The 21,153-nt window shown below is 40.6% G+C and carries 18 protein-coding genes; 2 read left to right on the top strand and 16 right to left on the bottom strand.

Annotated elements, in window-relative coordinates:
- Positions 1 to 655 precede the first annotated feature (655 nt).
- From prfB to PZE06_RS06690, 4 genes are all read right to left on the bottom strand, one after another.
- Positions 656 to 1,760, bottom strand: a protein-coding gene (gene prfB, locus PZE06_RS06705) for a peptide chain release factor 2 (RefSeq protein ID WP_137743571.1) whose coding sequence is annotated in 2 segments (ribosomal slippage) — positions 656 to 1,687 and positions 1,689 to 1,760 — 1,104 coding nt in all. Because the reading frame shifts where the segments join, the coding sequence is not laid out codon by codon here.
- A 122-nt stretch (positions 1,761 to 1,882) separates the two neighbouring features.
- A complete protein-coding gene (gene secA / locus PZE06_RS06700; protein ID WP_150914886.1) occupies positions 1,883 to 4,396 on the bottom strand; it encodes a preprotein translocase subunit SecA in 2,514 nt (837 codons plus the stop codon).
- 686 nt (positions 4,397 to 5,082) lie between these two features.
- Positions 5,083 to 5,244: a hypothetical protein gene (locus tag PZE06_RS06695; RefSeq protein ID WP_191963172.1), complete on the bottom strand. Its 162-nt coding sequence runs from the start codon at positions 5,242 to 5,244 to the stop codon at positions 5,083 to 5,085.
- Positions 5,245 to 5,686: 442 nt separating this feature from the next.
- Entirely contained in the window at positions 5,687 to 6,793 is a 1,107-nt protein-coding gene (locus PZE06_RS06690; RefSeq protein WP_225310621.1) for a YecA family protein, read from the bottom strand.
- 232 nt (positions 6,794 to 7,025) lie between these two features.
- Here PZE06_RS06690 and PZE06_RS06685 point away from each other — a divergent pair, with 232 nt between their 5' ends.
- Together PZE06_RS06685 and PZE06_RS06680 are read left to right on the top strand one after the other, a co-directional pair.
- Positions 7,026 to 7,997: a BMP family lipoprotein gene (locus tag PZE06_RS06685; RefSeq protein WP_150914884.1), complete on the top strand. Its 972-nt coding sequence runs from the start codon at positions 7,026 to 7,028 to the stop codon at positions 7,995 to 7,997.
- A gap of 12 nt (positions 7,998 to 8,009) precedes the next feature.
- Complete coding sequence (locus PZE06_RS06680) at positions 8,010 to 9,671, top strand: methyl-accepting chemotaxis protein (protein ID WP_150914883.1); 1,662 nt, start codon at positions 8,010 to 8,012, stop codon at positions 9,669 to 9,671.
- A 562-nt stretch (positions 9,672 to 10,233) separates the two neighbouring features.
- Here PZE06_RS06680 and PZE06_RS06675 read toward each other — a convergent pair.
- The 12 genes from PZE06_RS06675 to PZE06_RS06620 form a co-directional block, all read right to left on the bottom strand.
- A complete protein-coding gene (locus PZE06_RS06675) occupies positions 10,234 to 10,764 on the bottom strand; it encodes a chromate transporter (protein ID WP_095311829.1) in 531 nt (176 codons plus the stop codon).
- Positions 10,761 to 11,330, bottom strand: coding sequence for a chromate transporter (locus PZE06_RS06670; protein ID WP_095311869.1), 570 nt, complete (start codon positions 11,328 to 11,330; stop codon positions 10,761 to 10,763). Before PZE06_RS06670 ends, PZE06_RS06675 begins: the two co-directional genes overlap by 4 nt.
- A 67-nt stretch (positions 11,331 to 11,397) precedes the next feature.
- The gene (locus PZE06_RS06665; protein ID WP_150914882.1) at positions 11,398 to 13,008 is read right to left on the bottom strand and encodes a gamma-glutamyltransferase family protein; all 1,611 of its coding nucleotides are present in this window, start codon (positions 13,006 to 13,008) and stop codon (positions 11,398 to 11,400) included.
- A gap of 458 nt (positions 13,009 to 13,466) precedes the next feature.
- Positions 13,467 to 14,021 carry a ribosome hibernation-promoting factor, HPF/YfiA family gene (gene hpf / locus PZE06_RS06660; RefSeq protein ID WP_150914881.1) on the bottom strand — a complete coding sequence of 185 codons (555 nt, stop codon included), beginning with the start codon at positions 14,019 to 14,021 and terminating at the stop codon, positions 13,467 to 13,469.
- Between the two features lie 979 nt (positions 14,022 to 15,000).
- Entirely contained in the window at positions 15,001 to 15,486 is a 486-nt protein-coding gene (gene tnpA, locus PZE06_RS06655) for an IS200/IS605 family transposase (RefSeq protein ID WP_150914880.1), read from the bottom strand.
- A 166-nt stretch (positions 15,487 to 15,652) separates the two neighbouring features.
- Positions 15,653 to 15,856 carry a YjfB family protein gene (locus PZE06_RS06650; RefSeq protein ID WP_150914879.1) on the bottom strand — a complete coding sequence of 68 codons (204 nt, stop codon included), beginning with the start codon at positions 15,854 to 15,856 and terminating at the stop codon, positions 15,653 to 15,655.
- Between the two features lie 38 nt (positions 15,857 to 15,894).
- On the bottom strand, positions 15,895 to 16,242 hold the full coding sequence (gene fliT, locus PZE06_RS06645; RefSeq protein WP_095311837.1) for a flagellar protein FliT: 348 nt from the start codon (positions 16,240 to 16,242) through the stop codon (positions 15,895 to 15,897).
- Positions 16,242 to 16,640 carry a flagellar export chaperone FliS gene (gene fliS, locus PZE06_RS06640; protein ID WP_150914878.1) on the bottom strand — a complete coding sequence of 133 codons (399 nt, stop codon included), beginning with the start codon at positions 16,638 to 16,640 and terminating at the stop codon, positions 16,242 to 16,244. The genes fliT and fliS overlap by 1 nt, the downstream gene beginning before the upstream one ends.
- Before the next feature lie 22 nt (positions 16,641 to 16,662).
- Positions 16,663 to 18,501 (bottom strand): flagellar hook-associated protein 2, encoded by a 1,839-nt coding sequence (locus PZE06_RS06635; RefSeq protein WP_150914877.1) that lies wholly within the window; start codon positions 18,499 to 18,501, stop codon positions 16,663 to 16,665.
- A 16-nt stretch (positions 18,502 to 18,517) separates the two neighbouring features.
- On the bottom strand, positions 18,518 to 18,904 hold the full coding sequence (gene flaG, locus PZE06_RS06630) for a flagellar protein FlaG (protein WP_095311844.1): 387 nt from the start codon (positions 18,902 to 18,904) through the stop codon (positions 18,518 to 18,520).
- A gap of 86 nt (positions 18,905 to 18,990) precedes the next feature.
- Positions 18,991 to 20,175: a UDP-4-amino-4,6-dideoxy-N-acetyl-beta-L-altrosamine transaminase gene (gene pseC, locus PZE06_RS06625; protein ID WP_150914876.1), complete on the bottom strand. Its 1,185-nt coding sequence runs from the start codon at positions 20,173 to 20,175 to the stop codon at positions 18,991 to 18,993.
- 26 nt (positions 20,176 to 20,201) lie between these two features.
- Positions 20,202 to 21,143 (bottom strand): GDP-mannose 4,6-dehydratase, encoded by a 942-nt coding sequence (locus PZE06_RS06620; RefSeq protein ID WP_150914875.1) that lies wholly within the window; start codon positions 21,141 to 21,143, stop codon positions 20,202 to 20,204.
- Between the last annotated feature and the right edge of the window lie 10 nt (positions 21,144 to 21,153).

Raw genomic sequence — 21,153 nt, 5'->3', positions numbered from 1 at the left:
GCCGATATGCCGCAACTATGTGTATTTCGGCGTTTTTTTAGATATATCGGCGAAATATGAATTTTATCGGCGGTTTTCACGATTATATCGGCGAATAAGCGTTTTTATCGGCGTTTTTCCGATTATATCGGCGAATAAGCGTTTTTATTGACGTTTTCACGATTATATCGGCGAATAAGCGTTTTTATCGGCGTTTTCACGATTATATCGGCGAATAAGCATTTTTATCGGCGTTTTCACGATTATATCGGCAAAAAAGCGTTTTTATCGGCGTTTTCACGATTATATCGGCGAAAAAGCGTTTTTATCGGCGTTTTTCCGATTATATCGGCGAAAAAGCATTTTTATCGGTGTTTTCACGATTATATCGGCGAAAAAGCGTTTTTATCGGCGTTTTCACGATTATATCGGCGAATAAGCATTTTTTTCGGCGTTTTCACGATTATATCGGCGAAAAACAAATATCCTTATTCAATTTGAACTCCATTTCCCCATGCAAATCTCTCTTTTGGGATGGATATCAGTCTTTACTTCATTTTATCGGTCTTAAATTAAATATATCGGTCTTTACTTCATTTTATCGGTCTTTATCGCTATATATCGGTCTTCGCACTTAAAAACCCCCACGAAGTCGTGAGGGTTCAACAAACAATCATTATAAACTTAATTTCGAACGCAAGTAAGCATTAATAAATGGATCTAAGTCCCCATCCATCACGCCTTGCACATTTCCGCTCTCTGTATTTGTACGGTGATCCTTGACCATGGAATACGGGTGGAAAACGTAAGAGCGAATTTGGCTGCCCCAGCCGATATCCTTTTGCTCGCCGCGAATTTCGGCAAGCTCCGCTTCCTGCTCTTCAATTTTCTTTTGGTAAAGTTTCGCTTGGAGCATTTTCATCGCTGCTTCACGGTTTTTAATTTGCGAGCGTTCATTTTGACATTGAACGACAACACCTGTTGGCAGATGCGTGATCCGAACTGCTGAGTCGGTCGTGTTAATGTGCTGACCACCGGCACCAGTGGCGCGGTACGTATCAATTTTTAAATCCTCTGAACGGATTTCGATTTCAATTTCATCATTCATTTCCGGCATCACTTCACAAGAGACAAAAGAAGTATGACGGCGCCCAGATGAATCGAAAGGAGAAATTCGCACAAGGCGGTGAACTCCTTTTTCTGCTTTCAAATAGCCGTAGGCGTTATGACCTTTAATAGCAAGGGTTACACTTTTAATTCCTGCTTCATCACCAGGAAGATAATCCAATGTTTCCACCTTGAAGCCTTTTTTCTCTGCCCAGCGCGTATACATGCGAAGAAGCATTGAACCCCAGTCTTGAGACTCTGTCCCACCAGCACCGGGATGAAGTTCTAGAATGGCATTGTTTTTATCATATGGCTCACTTAATAAAAGCTGAAGCTCATAAGCGTTCATCCGTTTGACTAACTCCTGCATTTCTGTGACAAGCTCTTCACGAAGCTCCTCATCGTTTTCCTCTTTCACAAGCTCGTAAGTAAGCTCTAGATTTTCAAACGTTTCTGTTAAATCGTAAAACTCATGAACCTGATCCTTCAAACCATTCGCTTCACTAATGACTGCTTGAGCGCTTTGCTGATCATTCCAAAATTCCGGCTGCAGCATTTCATCCTCAAGCTCGGCAATGCGCGCCTCTTTGTTCTCTAAGTCAAAGAGACCCCCTAAAGTCCGCTAATTTCTTAGCTGTATTTTCCAATTCATGACGAATATCCGCTAATTCCATTCATGTCACCTCATAGTTTTTTATAAAATCATTTGGCAGAAAAAGAGAGCCGGTTCACCGACCCTCCATTTTCCCAAATCACAACATTTCCTTTATGCCAATTTTGCCACAAACGCTCAAAATTAAGACGTTCTTCCACAGCAATTTTTATATTTTTTGCCGCTGCCGCAAATACATGGATCGTTCCGTCCGACATTAATCGCTTTAACAACTGGTTTTTTCTTCACTTTTTCGCCATCTTCCTTCGGATTAACCGCTTGACCCTTCGCTACTTCTTCACGCTCAAGGTTATTGCGAATCTCCGCCTTCATCACATACTTCGCTGCGTCGTCTTCAATAGACATAACCATTTCTTCGAACATAGCAAAGCCTTCTTTATTATATTCACGAAGCGGATCAATTTGACCGTAAGCACGGAGATGAATTCCTTGACGAAGCTGATCCATTTGGTCAATATGATCAATCCATTTTGAATCAACTGCGCGCAGAAGCACAACCTTTTCAAACTCACGCATTTGCCCTTCATCAAGCTGACCTTCTTTTTCATTATAACGCTCTTTCACTTTAGCAAAAATAACGTCAATGATTTCCTCTGTATCCTTGTTGCTGATATCATCAACTGTTATATCGCCTTCTTGTAAAAGATTTCCGTTTACATAATCAATAATCCCTTGTAGATTCCACGTCTCTCTCTCTTCATCAACTGGTGTAAAAGCCTCCACATGACGAGATAATGAACTTAAAATCATATTTTCTAGGATATCGCGTAAATTCTCTGACTCAAGTACTTCATTACGCTGCTTGTAAATGATTTCCCGTTGCTGACGAAGAACATCATCATAAGATAACAACTGCTTACGTGCATCAAAGTTGTTTCCTTCTACACGTTTTTGTGCAGATTCAACTGCTTTCGAAACCATTTTACTTTGAATTGGCTGAGAATCGTCCATACCGAGCCTAGACATCATCGCCTTCATGTTATCTGAGCCGAAACGTCTCATCAATTCATCTTCCATTGAGAGATAGAATTGAGTCACCCCAGGGTCGCCTTGACGACCGGAACGACCGCGGAGCTGATTATCAATGCGGCGGCTCTCATGACGTTCCGTACCGATTACCGCTAAGCCACCAAGGTCTATTACCCCTTCGCCAAGCTTGATATCTGTACCACGACCCGCCATATTTGTAGCAATGGTCACAGCGCCCTTTTCACCGGCATTGGCAATAATTTCTGCTTCACGCCCATGATTTTTCGCATTTAATACATTGTGATGAATGCCTTTTTTCGTTAAATACTTTGAGATTAATTCCGATGTTTCAATCGCGACCGTACCAACTAGTACAGGTTGTCCCTTCTTGTTGCGCTCAGCGATATCTTCCACGACAGCTCGGAATTTCCCATCCATTGTTGCATAAATTAAATCTGGACGGTCATCACGAGTAACCGGCTTATTGGTTGGAATGGCAATAACATTCATGTTATAAATGTTACGGAATTCCTCTTCCTCCGTTTTTGCCGTACCGGTCATCCCAGATAACTTCTCATACATGCGGAAATAATTCTGGAACGTGATCGATGCAAGCGTCATGCTTTCATTTTGGATTTCCAAGCCTTCTTTTGCTTCAATTGCTTGGTGCAGCCCATCACTGTAACGACGCCCTTTCATTAGACGACCAGTAAATTGGTCAACGATCACAATTTCCCCGTCTTGAACGACATAATCCACGTCTAAATGCATACTGGCATGCGCTTTTAAAGCTTGACCAATATGATGATTAAGTGCCACATGACGAATATCGAAGAGGTTCTCGATTCCAAACGCTTTCTCCGCTTTGGAAATTCCATCTTCCGTTAACTGAACCCCTTTTGTTTTTTCGTCATACGTATAATCTTCATCCTGTTTCAATGTGCGCACAAAGGCATTCGCTTGAATATATAATGCAGTCGACTTTTGCGCAGAACCAGAAATGATCAATGGCGTTCTCGCTTCATCGATTAAAATGGAGTCAACCTCATCAATAACAGCAAAATTCAAAGGACGCTGCACCTTTTGCTCCTTATAAAGGACCATATTGTCGCGAAGGTAATCGAAACCAAGTTCATTATTTGTACTATACGTAATGTCACATGCGTACGCTTCTTGCTTTTCTTCTTTCGTAAGCCCATTAGAGTTCAGACCAACAGTCAACCCTAAAAATGTATAGAGCTCACCCATCTCGGTGGCATCACGGCTTGCTAAATATTCGTTAACAGTCACAACGTGAACACCTTTTCCAGAAAGAGCGTTTAAGTAAACAGGCATCGTCGCCGTTAATGTTTTACCTTCCCCGGTCTTCATTTCTGCGATATTTCCTTCATGAAGGGCGATACCCCCCATAAGCTGAACCGGGTATGGATATAAACCTAGCACGCGCTTTGCCGCTTCACGGACAACGGCAAACGCCTCCGTTAAAAGCTCGTCTAATGTTTCTCCTTTTTGGTAACGGGCTTTGAATTCCTCTGTTTTTGCCCGTAGCTGATCATCACTTAAAGCAGCCGTTTCAGAAGCAAGAGCTTCAATTTGCTCACTCATCTTCGTTAACTTCTTTATCTCTCGCTTATTCGGATCAAATACTTTATTTAACATTCCAAGCATCGAATACGCTCCTTTATTTCATAAAGTAAGGCTCTTCTTTCATGTCCTATTTCAATTAAAAAAAAGACTGGCAAAACCCTTCTTTTCTCAATACTTCCCATCGTCTTATACGTCTTATATTCGTAATTAATATTACCACTTCCACTTTGGGGTGACAACTTTGGTGGGCTTTGAAGGTTCAACGATGTTCATGAAAAAGCTTTTCTCATGTTCTCCACAACAAAAACGGAGAAATCTCAAGCCTTCAAAGGAAACACCGGTCTAAAAATCTCCCCTCAAAATGGTGCACGTTTGCGCAATAGTACGCAAAAAGACTTTTGCTAAACACCAATAAACAATTCAACCGTCTTTTCACCTATGAGCTCATATTCTTTTAGAATAAACATCTAGTAAAAGCGAGCATTGTAAACTTTCTTTTGGAAAAAACCTTAGCTTTTTCTGGAGGGAGTATTTCATCCTGCTCATTTTCAAAATCAGAAATCCTAAAATGAACAAAGCGACAAAGGGGTTATTTAGCACCCACCCTTTGCCTGTTCTTTCGCCTTATCATTATGAATATTGACATCCCACACAAAGAACCTCATATGACTGTACCCATCCAGTTAAATGCGCGAAAAAAGTTCCCACCTTAAGGAACACTGGCAAACATACAAAATCCCTCATACAAGAGGGCTAGTTTTTTTAAGTTATTTTCCTTTTAAATATAAAAAAAACTGATACAAACAAAATAGAATCGTTAATGTGATTAAAGCGCGAAAACCATACTGAGGTGGAATGATAAAATACACGATCGCTATGGCAAAAACAAATATAAGATATCCTAAATAATACCCTTTCTTAAAGGTCATTTCGAACCCCTCTTTTTGTAAAATTATACCACATAAACCTTCGCAACTTAATAATATGTACAAGAAATCTTTTATAAATGAATAAATATCTAACACATGTTAGAGTAACAAGGCTACTCTCTAGTACTGCCACTATTGCCATTGACAGGCACAGGCTTAAAAGGAATAATATGTTCTCACCTTAACAAAGACAGCGTATCGAGACGAAGAAACATGCCAATTAAGCCTTTGTGCTTTTTTAACCGCTGACACGAGTTGCTGTTTGTCTCAAAGGCGCTGCACCATTGTTGCTCCCATTACTCAGTTTAACGGGCTGACATCATTCAGGGTTTTGAAGACTATGGTAGGCTTACTTGGGCATTTATATATAAATACAAGACCTGCTGTCACCTCATACTGATAAATGTTGAAGAGACCGACCATAAAGGTCAGTCTCTTGTCGTTAGAACGGAATATCCTTATCATCGCTCACTTGATTTTTCTCAAGAGCCTCGACGATATCTTCAAAGTACATGCTTCGTAACTTATTCAATTCTTCCTGTAAATCTTCTTCCATTTCCTTAACTGCAGCACTTAATGTCGACGGGGAAATCCCGTATTGAAGGGCAACCTCTTTTTTCGTTATTTTGTTTAAAGGGTTGGCGGTCATATTGAGATAGTGAATGGCTGCTGCATAAGTCTCTGCTCTTTTCGTAAGCCGCAAGCCTTGTTCGCAGTATTTGTACCAAAGGATGATTCCGGACGCCACGATCATCATTGGAGCTTCTAGCTTCTCCATTTCATTCTCATACAATTCGGCTACTTCCTTATGGAACGGGGTGCTCCACTTAAAATCTTTAGAGCCATATTCGATTGTTGCAAATGGCAGTTCATTCATGATAAAAAGAAACTCATCTGATAAGAACTCAATTGCATCCTCGTATTCTGAAGCTTCAAATCTCTCTATTAAATACTGCTCATCTTTCCCATCTTCTTCCCCTTCCAAATCAAAAATGGTTGGGAAAAGAATCCATTCATTCGCAAACGGAACTAAAAATCCAAACACAAACGATCCTGCTTCCGACTCAGTCGGCTCAAGCAACTTAATAGAGAATGATTCTTTCGTCAATGTATCCTGCACGGTCATATAGTTGTCCTCAATGGAAAGCAATTTTCCTGCAATTGGACGCGGCTTTGTCCATGATTGTAAAATTTCCTTCACTTTTGAGCGCTGAATCATTTTACTTTTTTCTTTAATAAAGCGCTGTAATATCGTACCACCGTTATCGACATGTTCAAATAATGTAAACCAGACCAAATGGACAAATAGGAAATACTCCATCTCCTCCTCATCTTCGATCATTAATTCCTCGGCCACACTCTCAAAATCTTGATCAATTTCCAGTTCATACTCACGGGTTGCATATTGAATCAATTGAACCTGAAGTTCCATCACCTCTTTTTCTATAATGGAAGTAATCGAAACGGTCTTCTGCAGCCCGCAGCATTTTTTATATTTCTTCCCACTTCCACAAGGACAAGGCTCATTGCGGCTCACCTTCGTATTCATTTGCTTCTCCTCTTTCCTATATCCTACTATTCTAGTATTAAGTGTAAACATTTTTTCCCAAAAATAAAACAAGGTGATCAGCAAAAAATGTTCTTTTTATATTTATGTTGATGAATTATTAACCTCGTGTAAAAGTTATTCTCATTATAGCATTTTTCGACAAAATCCCCTAAAACCTATTCGAGTCTCTCCGATATTAGTAGGGTGATTACTACAATGGAGGGATTTCAACATGAGAAAAATTGCTTTAGTGTTACTGCTTGCCTTTTTCATCATTGCAGGTTGCTCGAAAACAGAGACAACGAAAAAGGACACAGAATATAAAATTGGGATACTCCTTTCAGATGCAGGGCTTGGCGACGAGTCTTTCAACGATTCTGCCTTCCGCGGCTTAGAAAATGCCCGTGACGAATTCGGGATGATTTTTGATTACCGTGAGGCAACAGACGGAGATCTAGAGGGTGCGCTAACCGAGCTTGTTGAGAATGATCATGACATCGTTATTGCACTTGGGTTCTCTGCAAAGGATGCTCTTGAAAATGTTGCAGCAAAGTACCCAGAGCAACAATTTTTATTGATAGATGAAGTATCGGACATGGATAACATCATTTCCATCACCTTCAAGGAACAGGAAGGAAGCTTCCTTGTCGGCATGATCGCAGCGATGACCAGCAAGACCAATAAGATAGGCTTCATCGGCGGTGTTGACGTTCCTGTTATTCATCATTTTAGAGCGGGCTTTATTCAAGGTGTTAAATATGTAAAGCCCGATGCTGAAGTGTTCGTCGATTTTGCTGGTACATTTGATGATGCGGAACTTGGCCGAACTTTAGCTCTTGCTCAAATCGAAAAAGGCGCTGATTTTATATATCACGCTGCCGGGTTTACAGGATACGGTTCCCTTCAAGCTGCTGAGGAAAACAATATTTATGCAGCAGGAGTAGATATCGACCAATTCTTTGTTGCAGAAAAAGCCGTGGTTACATCGATGATTAAAAAAGTCGATCAAGCGGTTTATGATATTGCCAAAACACTTCATGAAAACGGAAAAATTGAGGCTTCCTCTTTCCAACTCGGGTTAGCTGAGGACGGAGTCGGCCTAGCAGAAATTCGCTTAAAAACACTAACACCAGAAGAACAGCAATTACTTGAAGATGTAACGAAAAAAATTACTTCAGGGGAAATAACCGTTGAAGCGGAGTAAAGGAGATAGACTATGAGACTGAGAGAACGTTTACTAACTATCGCTATCATTCCTTTAATTTTAGCGGTAATTGTCATTTCAACGATGATTGTTCAATTAATCAATATCCAAAGCTCTGGTGAAAATGATGTACAAATCCTCCTAGAGGTAGAGCAATTAAACGGAGAACTAGCAGCTGTTAAGCAATCCCTCTCCAATTACACATACAATGCATCTGAAGCAAATAAAACAGAAGCGTTAAATACATTCGAAAAAATTCACACTCGCTTTGAAGATCTAGAAGCGAAAATGACGGAGGCAGAACAGCTACAAATTTTAGCAAAAGCGAAGGAGAAGTTCGAGGCGCTTTCAACAGAGTCAAACGAAGCATTCGAGCAAAATGATGTTCCAACTGTTAAAAGACAATCTCTTCGAACATCTGGAATTTTAAATGATATTTATCTCCTTGATAGGTTGACGGATGAATGGTACCAAGAAATGCTGCAACAAACCGAAAGGAAAATAAATTATGTCGTGATATTTTCCAGCATAAGTATAGTGATTATGATTCTATTATCCGTCGTTGCTTCATGGTTGGTGGCGAGAAAAATCACGAAACCGTTAAATAGTGTCGTTGAAGTAGCCAACCAAATTGCTGCCGGGGATTTAAGCAGCCAAATTGAATTATCAGACAAAAATGCAAATAGCAAATTTGAGATTGAACAGTTGAATGCTGCTTTCGCCTCCATGATTAGTCATTTGCGTGGAACCGTTCAATCGATTGATCAAATCGGTGACGAGGTAACAACCTTTACAAAAGACGTTTCCGAACAAATGAAAAAACTGCAAGATGTGAGTACTCAAGTTGCCGCATCCACAGAGGAATTGGCAAAAGGAAGTGAATCAATTTCTGAGGATATTCAGTCCACTGCTTCACTGATGGCCAGCATGAGCCAAGATTTCCTCCATGTTCAGGATGAGAGCAGACTTGCATCCGAAGCGAGTTTAAGCGCCTTTCAATCGGTTCAACAAGGCCGTGAATCTCTCGAAAAACAAGGGGAAATCGCCCAGCGTCTTTCTCTTTCGACAGAGGAGATTGCACGCTCTGTTCAAGATTTCACTCAATTTACTGATGAGATTAATACCGCTGCCCAATCCGTGCGCGAAATTGCGGAACAGACGAATTTACTTGCCCTTAATGCTGCCATTGAAGCGGCAAGAGCAGGCGAAGCAGGTAAAGGTTTTGCAGTCGTTGCTGATGAAGTTCGCAAACTTGCCGATGATTCAACAAAAGCAACCCATTTAATTACAAGTATGGTATCGAATATCATGGACGGTCTGCAAAGCATCGTAAAGGCAACCGATCTTGGTCATGAATTATCGACACAGCAAGATCAGGCAAAAATAGAGACTGAGCATGCCTTTGAGACAATTGCGACGGACGTTACATCCATTCAAGAAAAGCTTGAAGAGCTTGTCCGCAGCATAGAAAGATCGAATGAAATGAGCAATCAAGTAACGGTATCAGTGGAAAACATCTCTGCTATTACCGAAGAAACAGCCGCAGGTACGGAGGAAATTTCTGCTTCAACTGAAGATCAACTGGAAGCCTTCGAACAAGTCAGCCAAATGGTCGCAAAACTGCGAGGAATGACCGAAACCATGCAAAAGGAATTAAGTAAATTTAAATTGTAAGATAATTTAAATCAACCGCATTCTTTAACAGGAATGCGGTGAGGGAATAGAGGAATTTGATACATACAAATAGAGAAAGGTGAATTTGAGCGTACTCAAATTCACCTTTCTCATGATTAAAAGCTAGTTATGTCCCAGCTTCTTTTACCGTTTGTCCGTTCCTTCCAAAGATAAGCGAAGCCCCTGAAAGCGTAAGCTGAACGAATTGCGATGGTTCTACCACGGTAGTAAAGGAGAAAAGTGTGCCATTACTCGCGAAATAAGCGCAATTGCTTCTGAAGCTGGCACGTTTTCACTTGAGCAATGACGAGATTTGCACCTGAACAACCAGCACCTTTACTCTATACAGGGCATCCCCACTTGATACTGGCGCAATTATCGCCAAAACTGGCGCATTCTCATCCAAGGCTCTTCCTAACAAACTTGCGCAATCAATTATAAAACTCGCACATTCCTTCCGACGAAAGCACAATAAGTTCAGCCATTCAAAACAGCGCCCTTAAGAGCGCTGTAGTTTCTCACCATTTCCAACAATGGTTAGCAGAATAACCGTATGCAGAGCCTAGCCAATTACTAAGGCTCCGTAAACAAGTGCTCCGGCGATTACGTAGGCAGGATGCACCTTCATTTTTTCCATTAAGACAAAGCTCAATCCGCCGATAAAGAGTGTCTGTCCAATCCCTATTCCTTCATAGGATGAGAAAAAGAAATCATACGTCATAATCCCTAGTAATACGGCAATGACTGGTCGAATATAAATGGTCATCCATTTCACTTTTGGTGATTCCTTATACTTCATTAATAGACCAAGAAGGGTAATCATAAGAATAAGCGAAGGACCAACTGTAGCAAAAACAGCCACGATGGAACCAAGAATTCCCCCTTGCTGGTAACCAATATAACCCGCCATTTTCGTGGCAATAGGGCCCGGCAACGCATTTCCCAGTGCGAGCATTTCACTAAATTCATTTACGGTAAACCAACCGTAACGATCGACCACTTCATTTTCAATTAACGGGATTGAAGACGGACCACCACCGTATCCAAGAATCCCTGGAATGAAGAAAGCTAAGAAGATCTGCCAATAAATCATGCTCCTTCCGCCTCCTTCTTTTCCTTATTTGCTGAATCCTTTTTCCATAACGCTGCTACTAATAAAAGAACGATAATAATAGCCGGATGAATATGCAAAAATTCCAACACAATAATACTAACGATAATAAATATAATAGCCCACTTCATGCCAAGCTTTGAATTCGTCGATTTTTTCACAAAATCCCAAGTTAATGTGCCAAGCATCACCATGACAACGGGTACAACAGCTACAGACATGCCATGTACCCAAGGCTGGTCCTTGTATGCATTTAAAACTGTTAACAGAAGGATCATGAGAATAATCGTCGGAACAATAGAGGCAAGAATAGCATTCAGCATTCCTACTATTCCACCAACACGATAACCAATATAGCCCGCCATTTTTGTATTAATTGGCCCTGGGAGGGCATTAGCGAGAGCGAGGATATCTCCGAATTCATCTGAATCCATCCATTTAAAATTATCGACTACCTCTTTATGTACAAGCGGGATTGCTGATGGACCGCCACCGTACCCTAAAATCCCAGAGCGAAAAAAAGCGATAAAAATGTGTAGTTGCTTCATTGTTTTCAATGTCTCCCTTTTCAGATGGCTTGCGGCCTTTCCGCGGCCACAAACCTTCCTTTCCAGTTTACCACGCGGCAATCGATCCGTCTGTCCTCGATTCCGTCCCCCCCATTAATACACCAGTGTCCGGATCGCGCCAAATAATTTGACCACGACCAAATCCACCTGTATCAACAGTTGCTTCAATTTGGTGACCCTTCCGCAAAAGTGCTTGTGCAATATGATTCGGAAAACTTGGCTCAACTTGAATTCTTTTATCCCCGATCCATTGCCAACGTGGCGCATCTAAAGCAGCCTGTGGGTTCAATCCAAAATCAATGGTATTCATTATGACCTGCATATGACCTTGAGGCTGCATATATCCTCCCATCACCCCGAAAGGGCCAACTGCCTGAGAACCTTTTGTCAAAAATCCTGGAATAATGGTGTGATAGGTTTTCTTTCCTGGTTTTAATGCGTTAGGGTGCTCCGGATCAAGGGAGAAATCATGGCCTCGATTTTGCAAGGAAATACCTGTACCAGGGACGACAAGACCGGAACCAAAGCCCATATAGTTGCTTTGAATGAAAGAAACCATATTCCCCTCACCATCAGCAGTTGCCAAATAAACGGTGCCCCCACGCGGAGGTTGATATGGAGTTGGAGCAAGTGCCTGCTCAGCTATTTCCATTCTTCGTGATTTCCCGTAGGCATCTGACAACAGCTCTTCAACCGTTACAGGCATATCCCTTGAATCAGTAATAAATGCTTTGCCATCTGTATAGGCAAGCTTCATTGCCTCAATCTGTTTATGATACGTATTAACTGTATCCTTCTCATTAAATTCAAACCCTTTGGCAATATTTAATGCTAAAAGAGCGACCAAGCCCTGACCATTAGGCGGAATTTCCCACACATCATAGCCACGGTAATTTACCTTAATAGGCTGCACCCATTCAGCCTTATACTCGGCGAAATCCTCCTCAGCGAGAAAACCATTGTATTTTTTCGAAAACTGGACCATTTTCTCAGCCAATTCACCGCGATAAAAGCTTTCCCCGTTCGTTTCAGCAATCGAACGAAGCGTTGATGCATGACCGGCCGATCTCCAGATCTCCCCGATTTTAGGTGCTCTCCCATCTGGAGCAAAAGTTTCAAACCAATGCTGGAATTCCTCATCCGTTAGTTTTTGCTTATAATTACGATAAGCAAGCTCCCAATATTTTCCGAGTATCGGTGTGAGCGGATAACCATTTTCCGCGTAATCAATTGCAGGTGCTAGCACCTCTTGAAGAGACAGCTTGCCAAAACGCTGTGATAATTCAGCCCAAGCTGATGGAGCGCCGGGCACAGTAACTGGAACTAAGCCATGGGTCGGCATTTTTTCATAGCCTCTTTCTTTGACAGCCTCGATGCTAATCGATTTGGGCGAAGGGCCGCTACCGTTTAATCCATGCAGCTCTCCTTTTGTCCACACAAGGGCAAACGCATCGCTGCCAATTCCATTCGATGTCGGCTCCACAACGGTCAATGTCGCTGCCGTAGCAATCGCCGCATCAATTGCATTCCCACCTTTTTTCAATATATCAAGGCCTGCTTGTGCTGCTAACGGCTGCGAGGTTGCGACCATTCCTCTATTGGCAAATACAGCCATTCGCTGCGATTGATATGGGTAATTTAAAAAATCAAACTTCATATATATCCCCCTTTGTCGTAGGCCTTGTTTTCAGAATATGACGCAAATTGTTTCGAAATGCGTACTATCCAACCAAAATTGGTGACAAGAGCCTTCCTTATTATTTTGAAAAGCACACAAGCTGCCTGCAAACATTCATCTAGCCCGTGTCATGCCTATATCCTCCCAAGGTTTTATAGATGTGCCAGAAGATAACAGCCAGCATTTTTTAGTGTTAACTATATTCCGAAATACGAAAGATTCGTATACTCATATTGTAATAGACAAGTGGAAAATTCACAATTTTTGTTTTTTTAAGAAATCCAATCACATTTTTTATGGAGCACAGTTCTTATCAAAGAAACATGGTCATGAATTACGGAGGTTTGCGAGATCATTGTGCATCTTAAATCATCTTAAAAGCCACTCTAAAAAACCGCATTCCATTTACTTTGGAATGCGGTTCAGATAACGAATCATTATTGAGCTTCAATTAAACCGTAACGGCCATCCTTACGCTTGTACACTACATTCGTAAGGTTTGTTTCCGCGTTGGTAAAAACGTAGAAATTATGACCTAGCATATTCATTTGCAGAATAGCCTCTTCGCTATCCATCGGTTTTAAATCAAAGCTTTTTTGGCGAACAACTTCTAATTCTTCTTGCTCTTCTTCAGTCACAGGTGCATCCGGCTCTTCAAAGCTTGCAAACAGTGTATTAACACCGCCTTTTTCACGGAACTTGCGGTTTACTTTTGTTTTATGTTTGCGAATTTGGCGTTCTAATTTATCTGTGATTAAATCAATCGCTGCATACATATCATCATGAATTTCCTCTGCACGTAACACAAGGCTCTGCATCGGAATCGTTACTTCTACTTTAGATCTCTTGTCATTGTAGGTCTTTAAATTAACATGGACATTTGCTTCAGGAGTTTCAGTAAAATATCTTTCGAGTTTAGCAATTTTCTTTTCAACATACTCTCTAATTGCTGGAGTTACCTCAATGTTTTCTCCTCGTACGTTAAAATTCATAAGTGAACTCCTCCTTTTTGATTATCCTTCACCTATCAATCCTTTTGCAGCCCGGTTACCGTCACGGCTCAGACAACAAAAGATGTGATATATAGCCCTTTAAAAAGACTATATATTATATTTCTATTTTAACCCAAGAAACTCCTGCTAAAACAGTGAAAAAGGTTTAAAAAGTTTGTCGAAATTGTGAAGGAAGAAATGCATGCCCTATTTCTTGCTTTGTCTATGACCGCAAAGATACTCCGTGAAATAAAGAACTGCAACTCACCTTCAAGAACAAAAATGAGAAAACCTAAAACACAACCGAATTGATTTCGATCTCGTTAAATTGCATCAGTTTGAACAAATTGCGAGTTTTGTGTATATTTCCATTCGGACTTTTTACCGACTTTTTTGTTTTTTGCATGCTCTGTTTCCGAATAGAGGGGATATACGGACAATCAACCGGAGCACCTTGCGCTTTCTGTCCGAATAGCAGGGTCATTCGGACATTCAACCGGAGCTGCTTGCACTTTCTGTCCGAATAGAGGGGTCATTCGGACATTCAACCGGAGCACCTTGCGCTTTCTGTCCGAATAGAGGGGTCATTCGGACATTCAACCGGAGCTGCTTGCACTTTCTGTCCGAATAGAGGGGTCATTCGGACATTCAACCGGAGCTGCTTGCGTTTACTGTCCGAATAGCAGGGTCATTCGGACATTCAACCGGAGCACCTTGCACTTTCTGTCCGAATAGCAGGGTCATTCGGACATTCAACCAAAGCTGCTTACGTCTTAAAAGGTCCAGTTCTTTCGATATAGGAAAACAATGGTGCTAGCACCTCCGCTTGACTTATCGTAGTTCGTTAGAGAAGAACGGAAATCAAAACCACCAGTGTAAACTGGTGGTTTGCTCTGCGGCTGAAAGCCTCTCTTACCGGCCTTGGCATTAAAGGCCCACTGAAATGGTCTCCCTTTTGCACCACATTCACTCACCAATTCTAAAGAATCTCGTTATTTCTTTTTATTTTTTCTCCTGTGAACGGATCAAACTCTTCGAACAATGTTAACTGGTCTGCCCGGTAGTCTTCTACTAGCTGATTTCGATTGTATTCTTGTATTTGCTTTTTGTTTCGACCTACTGTATCTACATAGAACCCACAGCACCAAAATTTTCGATTTCCATATCGATACTTTAAATTGGCATGTTTATCGAAAATCATGAGACTGCTCTTTCCTTTCAAGTAACCCATGAACTGAGACACACTTAATTTTGGTGGGATACTCACTAACATATGAATGTGGTCGGAACAAGCATTTGCTTCATGAATGACAACACCCTTTCGTTCACACAAATCCCGGATAATTTTTCCAATACTCTTTTTGTATTTTCCATAGATAATTTGTCTTCTGTACTTTGGTGCAAAGACAATGTGATACTTACAATTCCATTTTGTATGTGCTAAACTGTTAACATCAGACGACACAAAGGTCCCTCCTAGCTAGATAAATTTGGTTGGCGAACCAAAATTTATTTTTGCACTAAGAGGGGCTTTTTTAATACACCGCTGAAAGCTACCCGGAACCATACGCCTAGCGTATGGTTTTCTTTCTATAAATTAAAAAACGACCCTTTGCAGGGCCGATTTATGTTTAACCTTTTATATCAATATTTCCACCAAGATGGGGCTGAGCAGCATGTTGTAATGCTTGTACATCAACACTGCCCATCATTTGATGAATAAAATCCGTTGCATTTCCTTCTGCCATATCCATCGTCTTTTTCAAAAGGGCGATCGATGCTTGTTGACTTGTCTGCCCTTGGCTTAAAGCCATTGATAATCGTGCGACGTCCATTTGGAACCTCCGATTTCACCATGCTTCTACGGTGAATGTTATTTTTTCTTATCAAGAAACATGCCATCTACAGACAAATTTTCATATAGATTAGCATACTGTTCATTTTTTTGTTTCTTTAATTGAAGTGTTTTTATATCCTGCTTTATCATGTTCTTTCTTTGTTCCATTAAAGCCTGGATTTCCTGTTCTTGACGCGCCAACTCCAGCTTTGTTTCCTCATTCAGATGTGAAAGATCGGACAGTTCATTTAAGAAATTTTGCCTTTTCTCAAGTAATTCATCCATTTTCTCAATCTGCTCTTCCCGCTGTTCAATTAAAAACTCACCTTCAAGCAAAGTCTTTAATTCCTTTGAGACAGTCATGAATTGGTCAAGTTCTCTCATTACGCTTTGCCACTTTCAGCATATTGTTTTCTTGTTGATTGAATAACTTCCTTCCACATATCACGGAACTCCATTACAAAGCCCTCAACTTCTTCAAGGATTTGTGCATCATTCTTTAAATTAGCCTCAACAAGTCTCCTATGCAAATAATCATACATTTGCAATAGATTATGGGACACTTCAACATCCATATTAAGTGTTACCATTAGCTCTTGCACGATGTTTTGAGCTTTAAGCAAATTTTCGTTCCGCTGTTCAACTTGATTGTCTTCGATCGCCTTTTTTGCCAGTTTAATAAACTTTAAACAGCCGTTATATAGAAGCAATGTTAATTCTCCAGGTGATGCCGTATTAACTGAATTTTGTTTATACGCTTGATGCGGTTGATTCATTGCCATTTCTTTATCACCTTCTATAAACTTATTGTTGTTGTGCTCCCATGCCTAAATAAGAAAGTAACATATTCGATTGATTATTTAGGTTTTGCATCGCCTTTTCCATCGCATTAAATTGGCTCCAGTAGCGATTCTCCACCATTTTCAAGCGGTCTTCAAGTCGGGAAATATCATCCTTTACTCTTCCTAACTGTTTACCTAATGTATAATTATCTTCAGTTTTAAAAACATTCCCTGCACGCTCTTCAATCTTTTTCACGGTGCTTGAAAGCGTATCACGCACACGTCTTGCTAAACCTTGCTCCTCATATGTTGGACCGTCTGCCATAAACAATTGGAAAATAGCCTCCGGATTTTCCTCAATAGCCGCTTTCAGCTTATCTTCATTTATTTCAAGCTTACCACGATCCATATAATTTTTCGTTGTCGTAATACCAATCTCTGCTAATTGGTTGAATTTCGGATCCGTTAATGTAACCTCGTTAGACTTCACTTCAGAGTACAAATTATTGCGCAGCGTTGTCATCGCACTGTCTAAAATTTGATCTCTGCGCAGCAAGCCGCTTTTTGCCTTTTCTTCCCACTGCTCAATCTCTTTTTCAGACATCGCTAATTTTTGCTCTTGTGTAAGAGGTGTAAAAGAAGAATACTTTTCTTCAGTCAACTTCCCATTTACTTTATCAAGTAACTCATTGTACTTATTGACAAAGTCTTTTATCGTGGTCATGATTGCATCAGTGTCCGTGCCGACTGTTACGGAAGTCGATTCGCCTGCTACCGAATTATTGTGCAGCGTAAATGTGACACCGCTCATCGTAAATGTATTGGAAGCACGTTCAGTTTCCAAACCATTAATCGTAAATTTAGCATTTGAACCAGCTTGTTCCTCAGTTAACTTCAATGCTTGTGTAAAAAAGTCTGCTGAAGCCCCTGTAAAATTAATCGACTTACCTTCACTATTTATTAAATTCCCTGTATCTTTCCTTTGAACAACCATTTGATCTGTATGGCTATCATAAAACATGTTAACGCCTACGTTAGAACTATTGATTTGACTTAGCATGCTATCTAAAGTTACATTTCCAGCGATCTTGAAATCACTATCTCTTTTGTTGGTAGAGCCGTCTTCTTTGTACGTTTCAATATTAAATTCTAAGTAGTTATGATTGTAACTAACAGAAAAACTGCTATCGCCTTCTAGCTTGGTTCCGAAGGACATTTTTCCAGTATTTTCATCAATGTAGACCGTGTTCGCATCCTTCGTTTCCGGAATACTTCCCACTACTACGTCAAACTCCTGCACTTCTCCATCTGCATTCTTAACTTCTAATTTCCCATTAGCATTAAGATTTAATGTTTCAGAGACAGCACCCTTTGTAAGCTGAAAATCTGTTGCACCTTTTTCAGGTACTTTAAAATTACTTGTGATTTCTTCCTGCTTCCAAGTAAACCCTTCTAGCTTATCTCTTTGCGACCATAAGCTTTTAGTAGAATCAATTTTTCCATCTTTACTTACAGCTGCCGTACTTTGCATTCTGGCTGCCGTTGCGATCGTCACATTTTCGAGCTTGTACGAAATCGTCCCAGCATTAGGAGCTGCCTTTGCAGTAACAACATCTGAATTGGAACTAACCGCTGACCTTGTTAGCATATTCGCTTGCCTGTAAATTCCATCAAAGATAAAATTGCTAAAATCGTCTAACAATTTATTCATCTCACGATAGCTATCACGCTGCCATTCAATGACTTGCCTTTTTTGATTTAATTTATCAAGTGGTATTCTTTGAGCCTGCATGAGTGAATCAACGATGGATTGAGTATCCATTCCACTAGCAATCCCTGAAAATCTAATAGTACTTACCATGATCTTGTCCTCCTATTTACAGCTTTTTGTCTATAAACAGACCTAGATATTCTGTCATTTTCGCATACATATCCAATATTTCTTTATCCGGGATTTCTCGCACTACTTCCTTCGTCTCTTTATCAATGACTTCTACATAATAACGATCGAGATCCTCATGCAGTTTAAAGACGACCGAAGTGAATTTCGGTTGCAAAAATTCATTCATCCCTTTTACGATATGTTCTACCTCTTCTTTTGAAAGCTTGCCATTATGTTCTTCTTTTACTTTATCCTGATGTCTGTCGTGATGTTGTTCTGATTGTCTTACTCGCCCTGTACGGTTAATTGGTGTCTCCTTTAAACCAGTAGAAGCTGTAAGAGAAGATGAATTGGCAGTAAGGGAAACTCCTCCAATATTCATAAGAACAACTCCTCATTTTTATCCTAATTATTATATCGGACACAATGAGTTATTGTTAAACCTCTTTTGTTTATTTTAGGAATCATTTAATCTAATAAATAGTAGCTTAGGACCTTCGACACCCCTTTTATAACTGATTGCACATCTTCATCAGACATTTTCGGAAAGAGAGGAATCGTTATGGCAGATTCGTACCATTCTTCCGCAATCGGACAAAGACCTTTTTCATACCCTAACCCCTGATAATATGGATGGTGATAAACGGGCAGATAGTGGACATGTACACCGATATTTTCTGCCCGAAGAGCTTCAAAAATAGCTCTTCGTCCAGCCTTAAACTTCGATAAATCCAACTGGAGCATGTATAAATGCCAGCTTGAATCCGTTGACTGCAACTGATAGGGAATTTGCACACCGTCAAGTTTAGAAAATTCTTTGTTGTAATTAGCAACGATCATTCTTCGTCTCTCGATAAAAGAATCGAGTTTCTTCATTTGCGAAACACCTAGAGCTGCCTGTAAATCGGTCAAACGATAATTGTAGCCTAACTCAATCATCTCATAATACCAAGGACCTTCATCCTTAGATAAATGATGGTTGGTAATCCCATGCGAACGGAAACGTTTTAATTTTTCTGCATACTCCTGCGAATTCGTGACAATCATTCCTCCTTCGGCAGTTGTCACGTGTTTGACTGGATGAAAGCTAAACATCGTCATATCTGCGAGCTTTCCTATCTTTTGACCTTTATAACTTGCACCTAATGAATGGGCCGCATCCTCAATGACAACTAGCTTATGTTCTGCTGCTATTTCTCTAATAGCGTCCATATCCGCAGGTTGTCCCGTAAAATCAACAGCAATAATCGCTTTTGTACTCTCGGTAATGGCCCTACTGATTTTTTGGGGATCAATATTGTACGTGCGTTCATCGATATCAACAAATACCGGTCTTCCCCCACAATAAAGAACACAATTACTGCTGGCTGCAAAGGTAATAGGGGAAGTAATCACCTCGTCACCCTTCCCAATTCCGGCTGCAAAACAAGCTCCGTGCAAAGCTGCTGTCCCATTAGAAAAGGCAACTGCATACTTTGCGCCGACATATTCGGCAACAGTGCGTTCAAATTGTTCGATTGCAGGCCCCTGCGTAATAAACGCTCCCTTCAATGTATCGACAACGATTTGAACATCCTCTTCATCAATCCACTGCTGGCCATAGGATAAATAGTTAGCTCTCACTGGTTGACCACCAAATATAGCAAGTGTCATAATGTCTCCTCCAAAAAAAGTCACCCTTAAATAAGGTGACTCGTTTTAATCCAATCTTCAGTTCTGCGCAATCCCTCTTCGAGACTTACTTTTGGCCGCCATCCTAAAAGTTTGTTTGCTTTATCATAGTTACACAGTAGCTTTTGAATTTCACTTTGAGGATGGATATGCTCCACATGTTCAATTCTTGCTGAGTCTTCAACAATTAATTTCGCTAAATCATTGACTGAAATATCTCTACCAAGGCCTGCATTGACGATTTCTCCATCAACCTGCTCTGAATAACCTGCTTGGACAACAAAATCAGCACAGTCATCTACAAAAAGAAGATCTCTTGTTTGCGTACCTTCGCCATAAATGCTTAACTTCTCACCAGCAAGCTTCTTCTTAATAAAAATGGCGACTACACCACCTTCGCCTCCTGTTTTTTGGAAGGGACCATATGTGTTAAAAGGTCGTATCACCACAGTCGGCAAGCCGTAAGCATGATAATAGGACAATACCATATTCTCGGCAGCAATCTTCGAACCAGCATAAGGTGAAGCTGGTTTAATAGGATGCTTTTCCGTAATTCCTGTCTCATCAAAACAACGATCATAAACCATGCATGTACTCATGAACACGACCTTGACGTTATACTCTCGGCATTGTTCCAGTATGTAAAAAGTTCCAACCGTATCATTATTAAAAGTTGTACGAGGGTCATCGATTGAATCTTGGACATTAATGGACGCACCAAGATGATAGCAAATATCAAAAGAGTTCTTGGAAAATATCTCTTTCAGCAACGGTTCATCTTTAATATCCCCAATGATGAATTGTTCAAGTTCCTGTTTAAATTCTGCGATATTCTCTTCACGCCCATTCGACAAATCATCTAAAATCCAAACTTTATGCCCATCTGAGAGTAGTTTTTTCGCAACGGCACGGCCGATAAATCCAGCTCCACCAGTAAGTAACACGTTCATTTTAGTCCCA

This window comes from Robertmurraya sp. DFI.2.37 (assembly GCF_029211245.1).
GTDB lineage: Bacteria > Bacillota > Bacilli > Bacillales > Cytobacillaceae > Robertmurraya > Robertmurraya methanolica_A.
This window is presented reverse-complemented; position numbering and strand designations above follow the sequence as displayed.

Excerpts from the sequence above, each read along its gene's own strand:
- secA (WP_150914886.1), bottom strand. The coding sequence starts at position 4,396 with ATGCTTGGAATGTTAAATAAAGTATTTGATCCGAATAAGCGAGAGATA.
- PZE06_RS06695 (WP_191963172.1), bottom strand. The coding sequence starts at position 5,244 with ATGACCTTTAAGAAAGGGTATTATTTAGGATATCTTATATTTGTTTTT.
- PZE06_RS06690 (WP_225310621.1), bottom strand. The coding sequence starts at position 6,793 with ATGAATACGAAGGTGAGCCGCAATGAGCCTTGTCCTTGTGGAAGTGGG.
- PZE06_RS06685 (WP_150914884.1), top strand. The coding sequence starts at position 7,026 with ATGAGAAAAATTGCTTTAGTGTTACTGCTTGCCTTTTTCATCATTGCA.
- PZE06_RS06680 (WP_150914883.1), top strand. The coding sequence starts at position 8,010 with ATGAGACTGAGAGAACGTTTACTAACTATCGCTATCATTCCTTTAATT.
- PZE06_RS06675 (WP_095311829.1), bottom strand. The coding sequence starts at position 10,764 with ATGATTTATTGGCAGATCTTCTTAGCTTTCTTCATTCCAGGGATTCTT.
- PZE06_RS06670 (WP_095311869.1), bottom strand. The coding sequence starts at position 11,330 with ATGAAGCAACTACACATTTTTATCGCTTTTTTTCGCTCTGGGATTTTA.
- PZE06_RS06665 (WP_150914882.1), bottom strand. The coding sequence starts at position 13,008 with ATGAAGTTTGATTTTTTAAATTACCCATATCAATCGCAGCGAATGGCT.
- hpf (WP_150914881.1), bottom strand. The coding sequence starts at position 14,021 with ATGAATTTTAACGTACGAGGAGAAAACATTGAGGTAACTCCAGCAATT.
- PZE06_RS06650 (WP_150914879.1), bottom strand. The coding sequence starts at position 15,856 with ATGGACGTCGCACGATTATCAATGGCTTTAAGCCAAGGGCAGACAAGT.
- fliT (WP_095311837.1), bottom strand. The coding sequence starts at position 16,242 with ATGAGAGAACTTGACCAATTCATGACTGTCTCAAAGGAATTAAAGACT.
- fliS (WP_150914878.1), bottom strand. The coding sequence starts at position 16,640 with ATGGCAATGAATCAACCGCATCAAGCGTATAAACAAAATTCAGTTAAT.
- PZE06_RS06635 (WP_150914877.1), bottom strand. The coding sequence starts at position 18,501 with ATGGTAAGTACTATTAGATTTTCAGGGATTGCTAGTGGAATGGATACT.
- flaG (WP_095311844.1), bottom strand. The coding sequence starts at position 18,904 with ATGAATATTGGAGGAGTTTCCCTTACTGCCAATTCATCTTCTCTTACA.
- pseC (WP_150914876.1), bottom strand. The coding sequence starts at position 20,175 with ATGACACTTGCTATATTTGGTGGTCAACCAGTGAGAGCTAACTATTTA.
- PZE06_RS06620 (WP_150914875.1), bottom strand. The coding sequence starts at position 21,143 with ATGAACGTGTTACTTACTGGTGGAGCTGGATTTATCGGCCGTGCCGTT.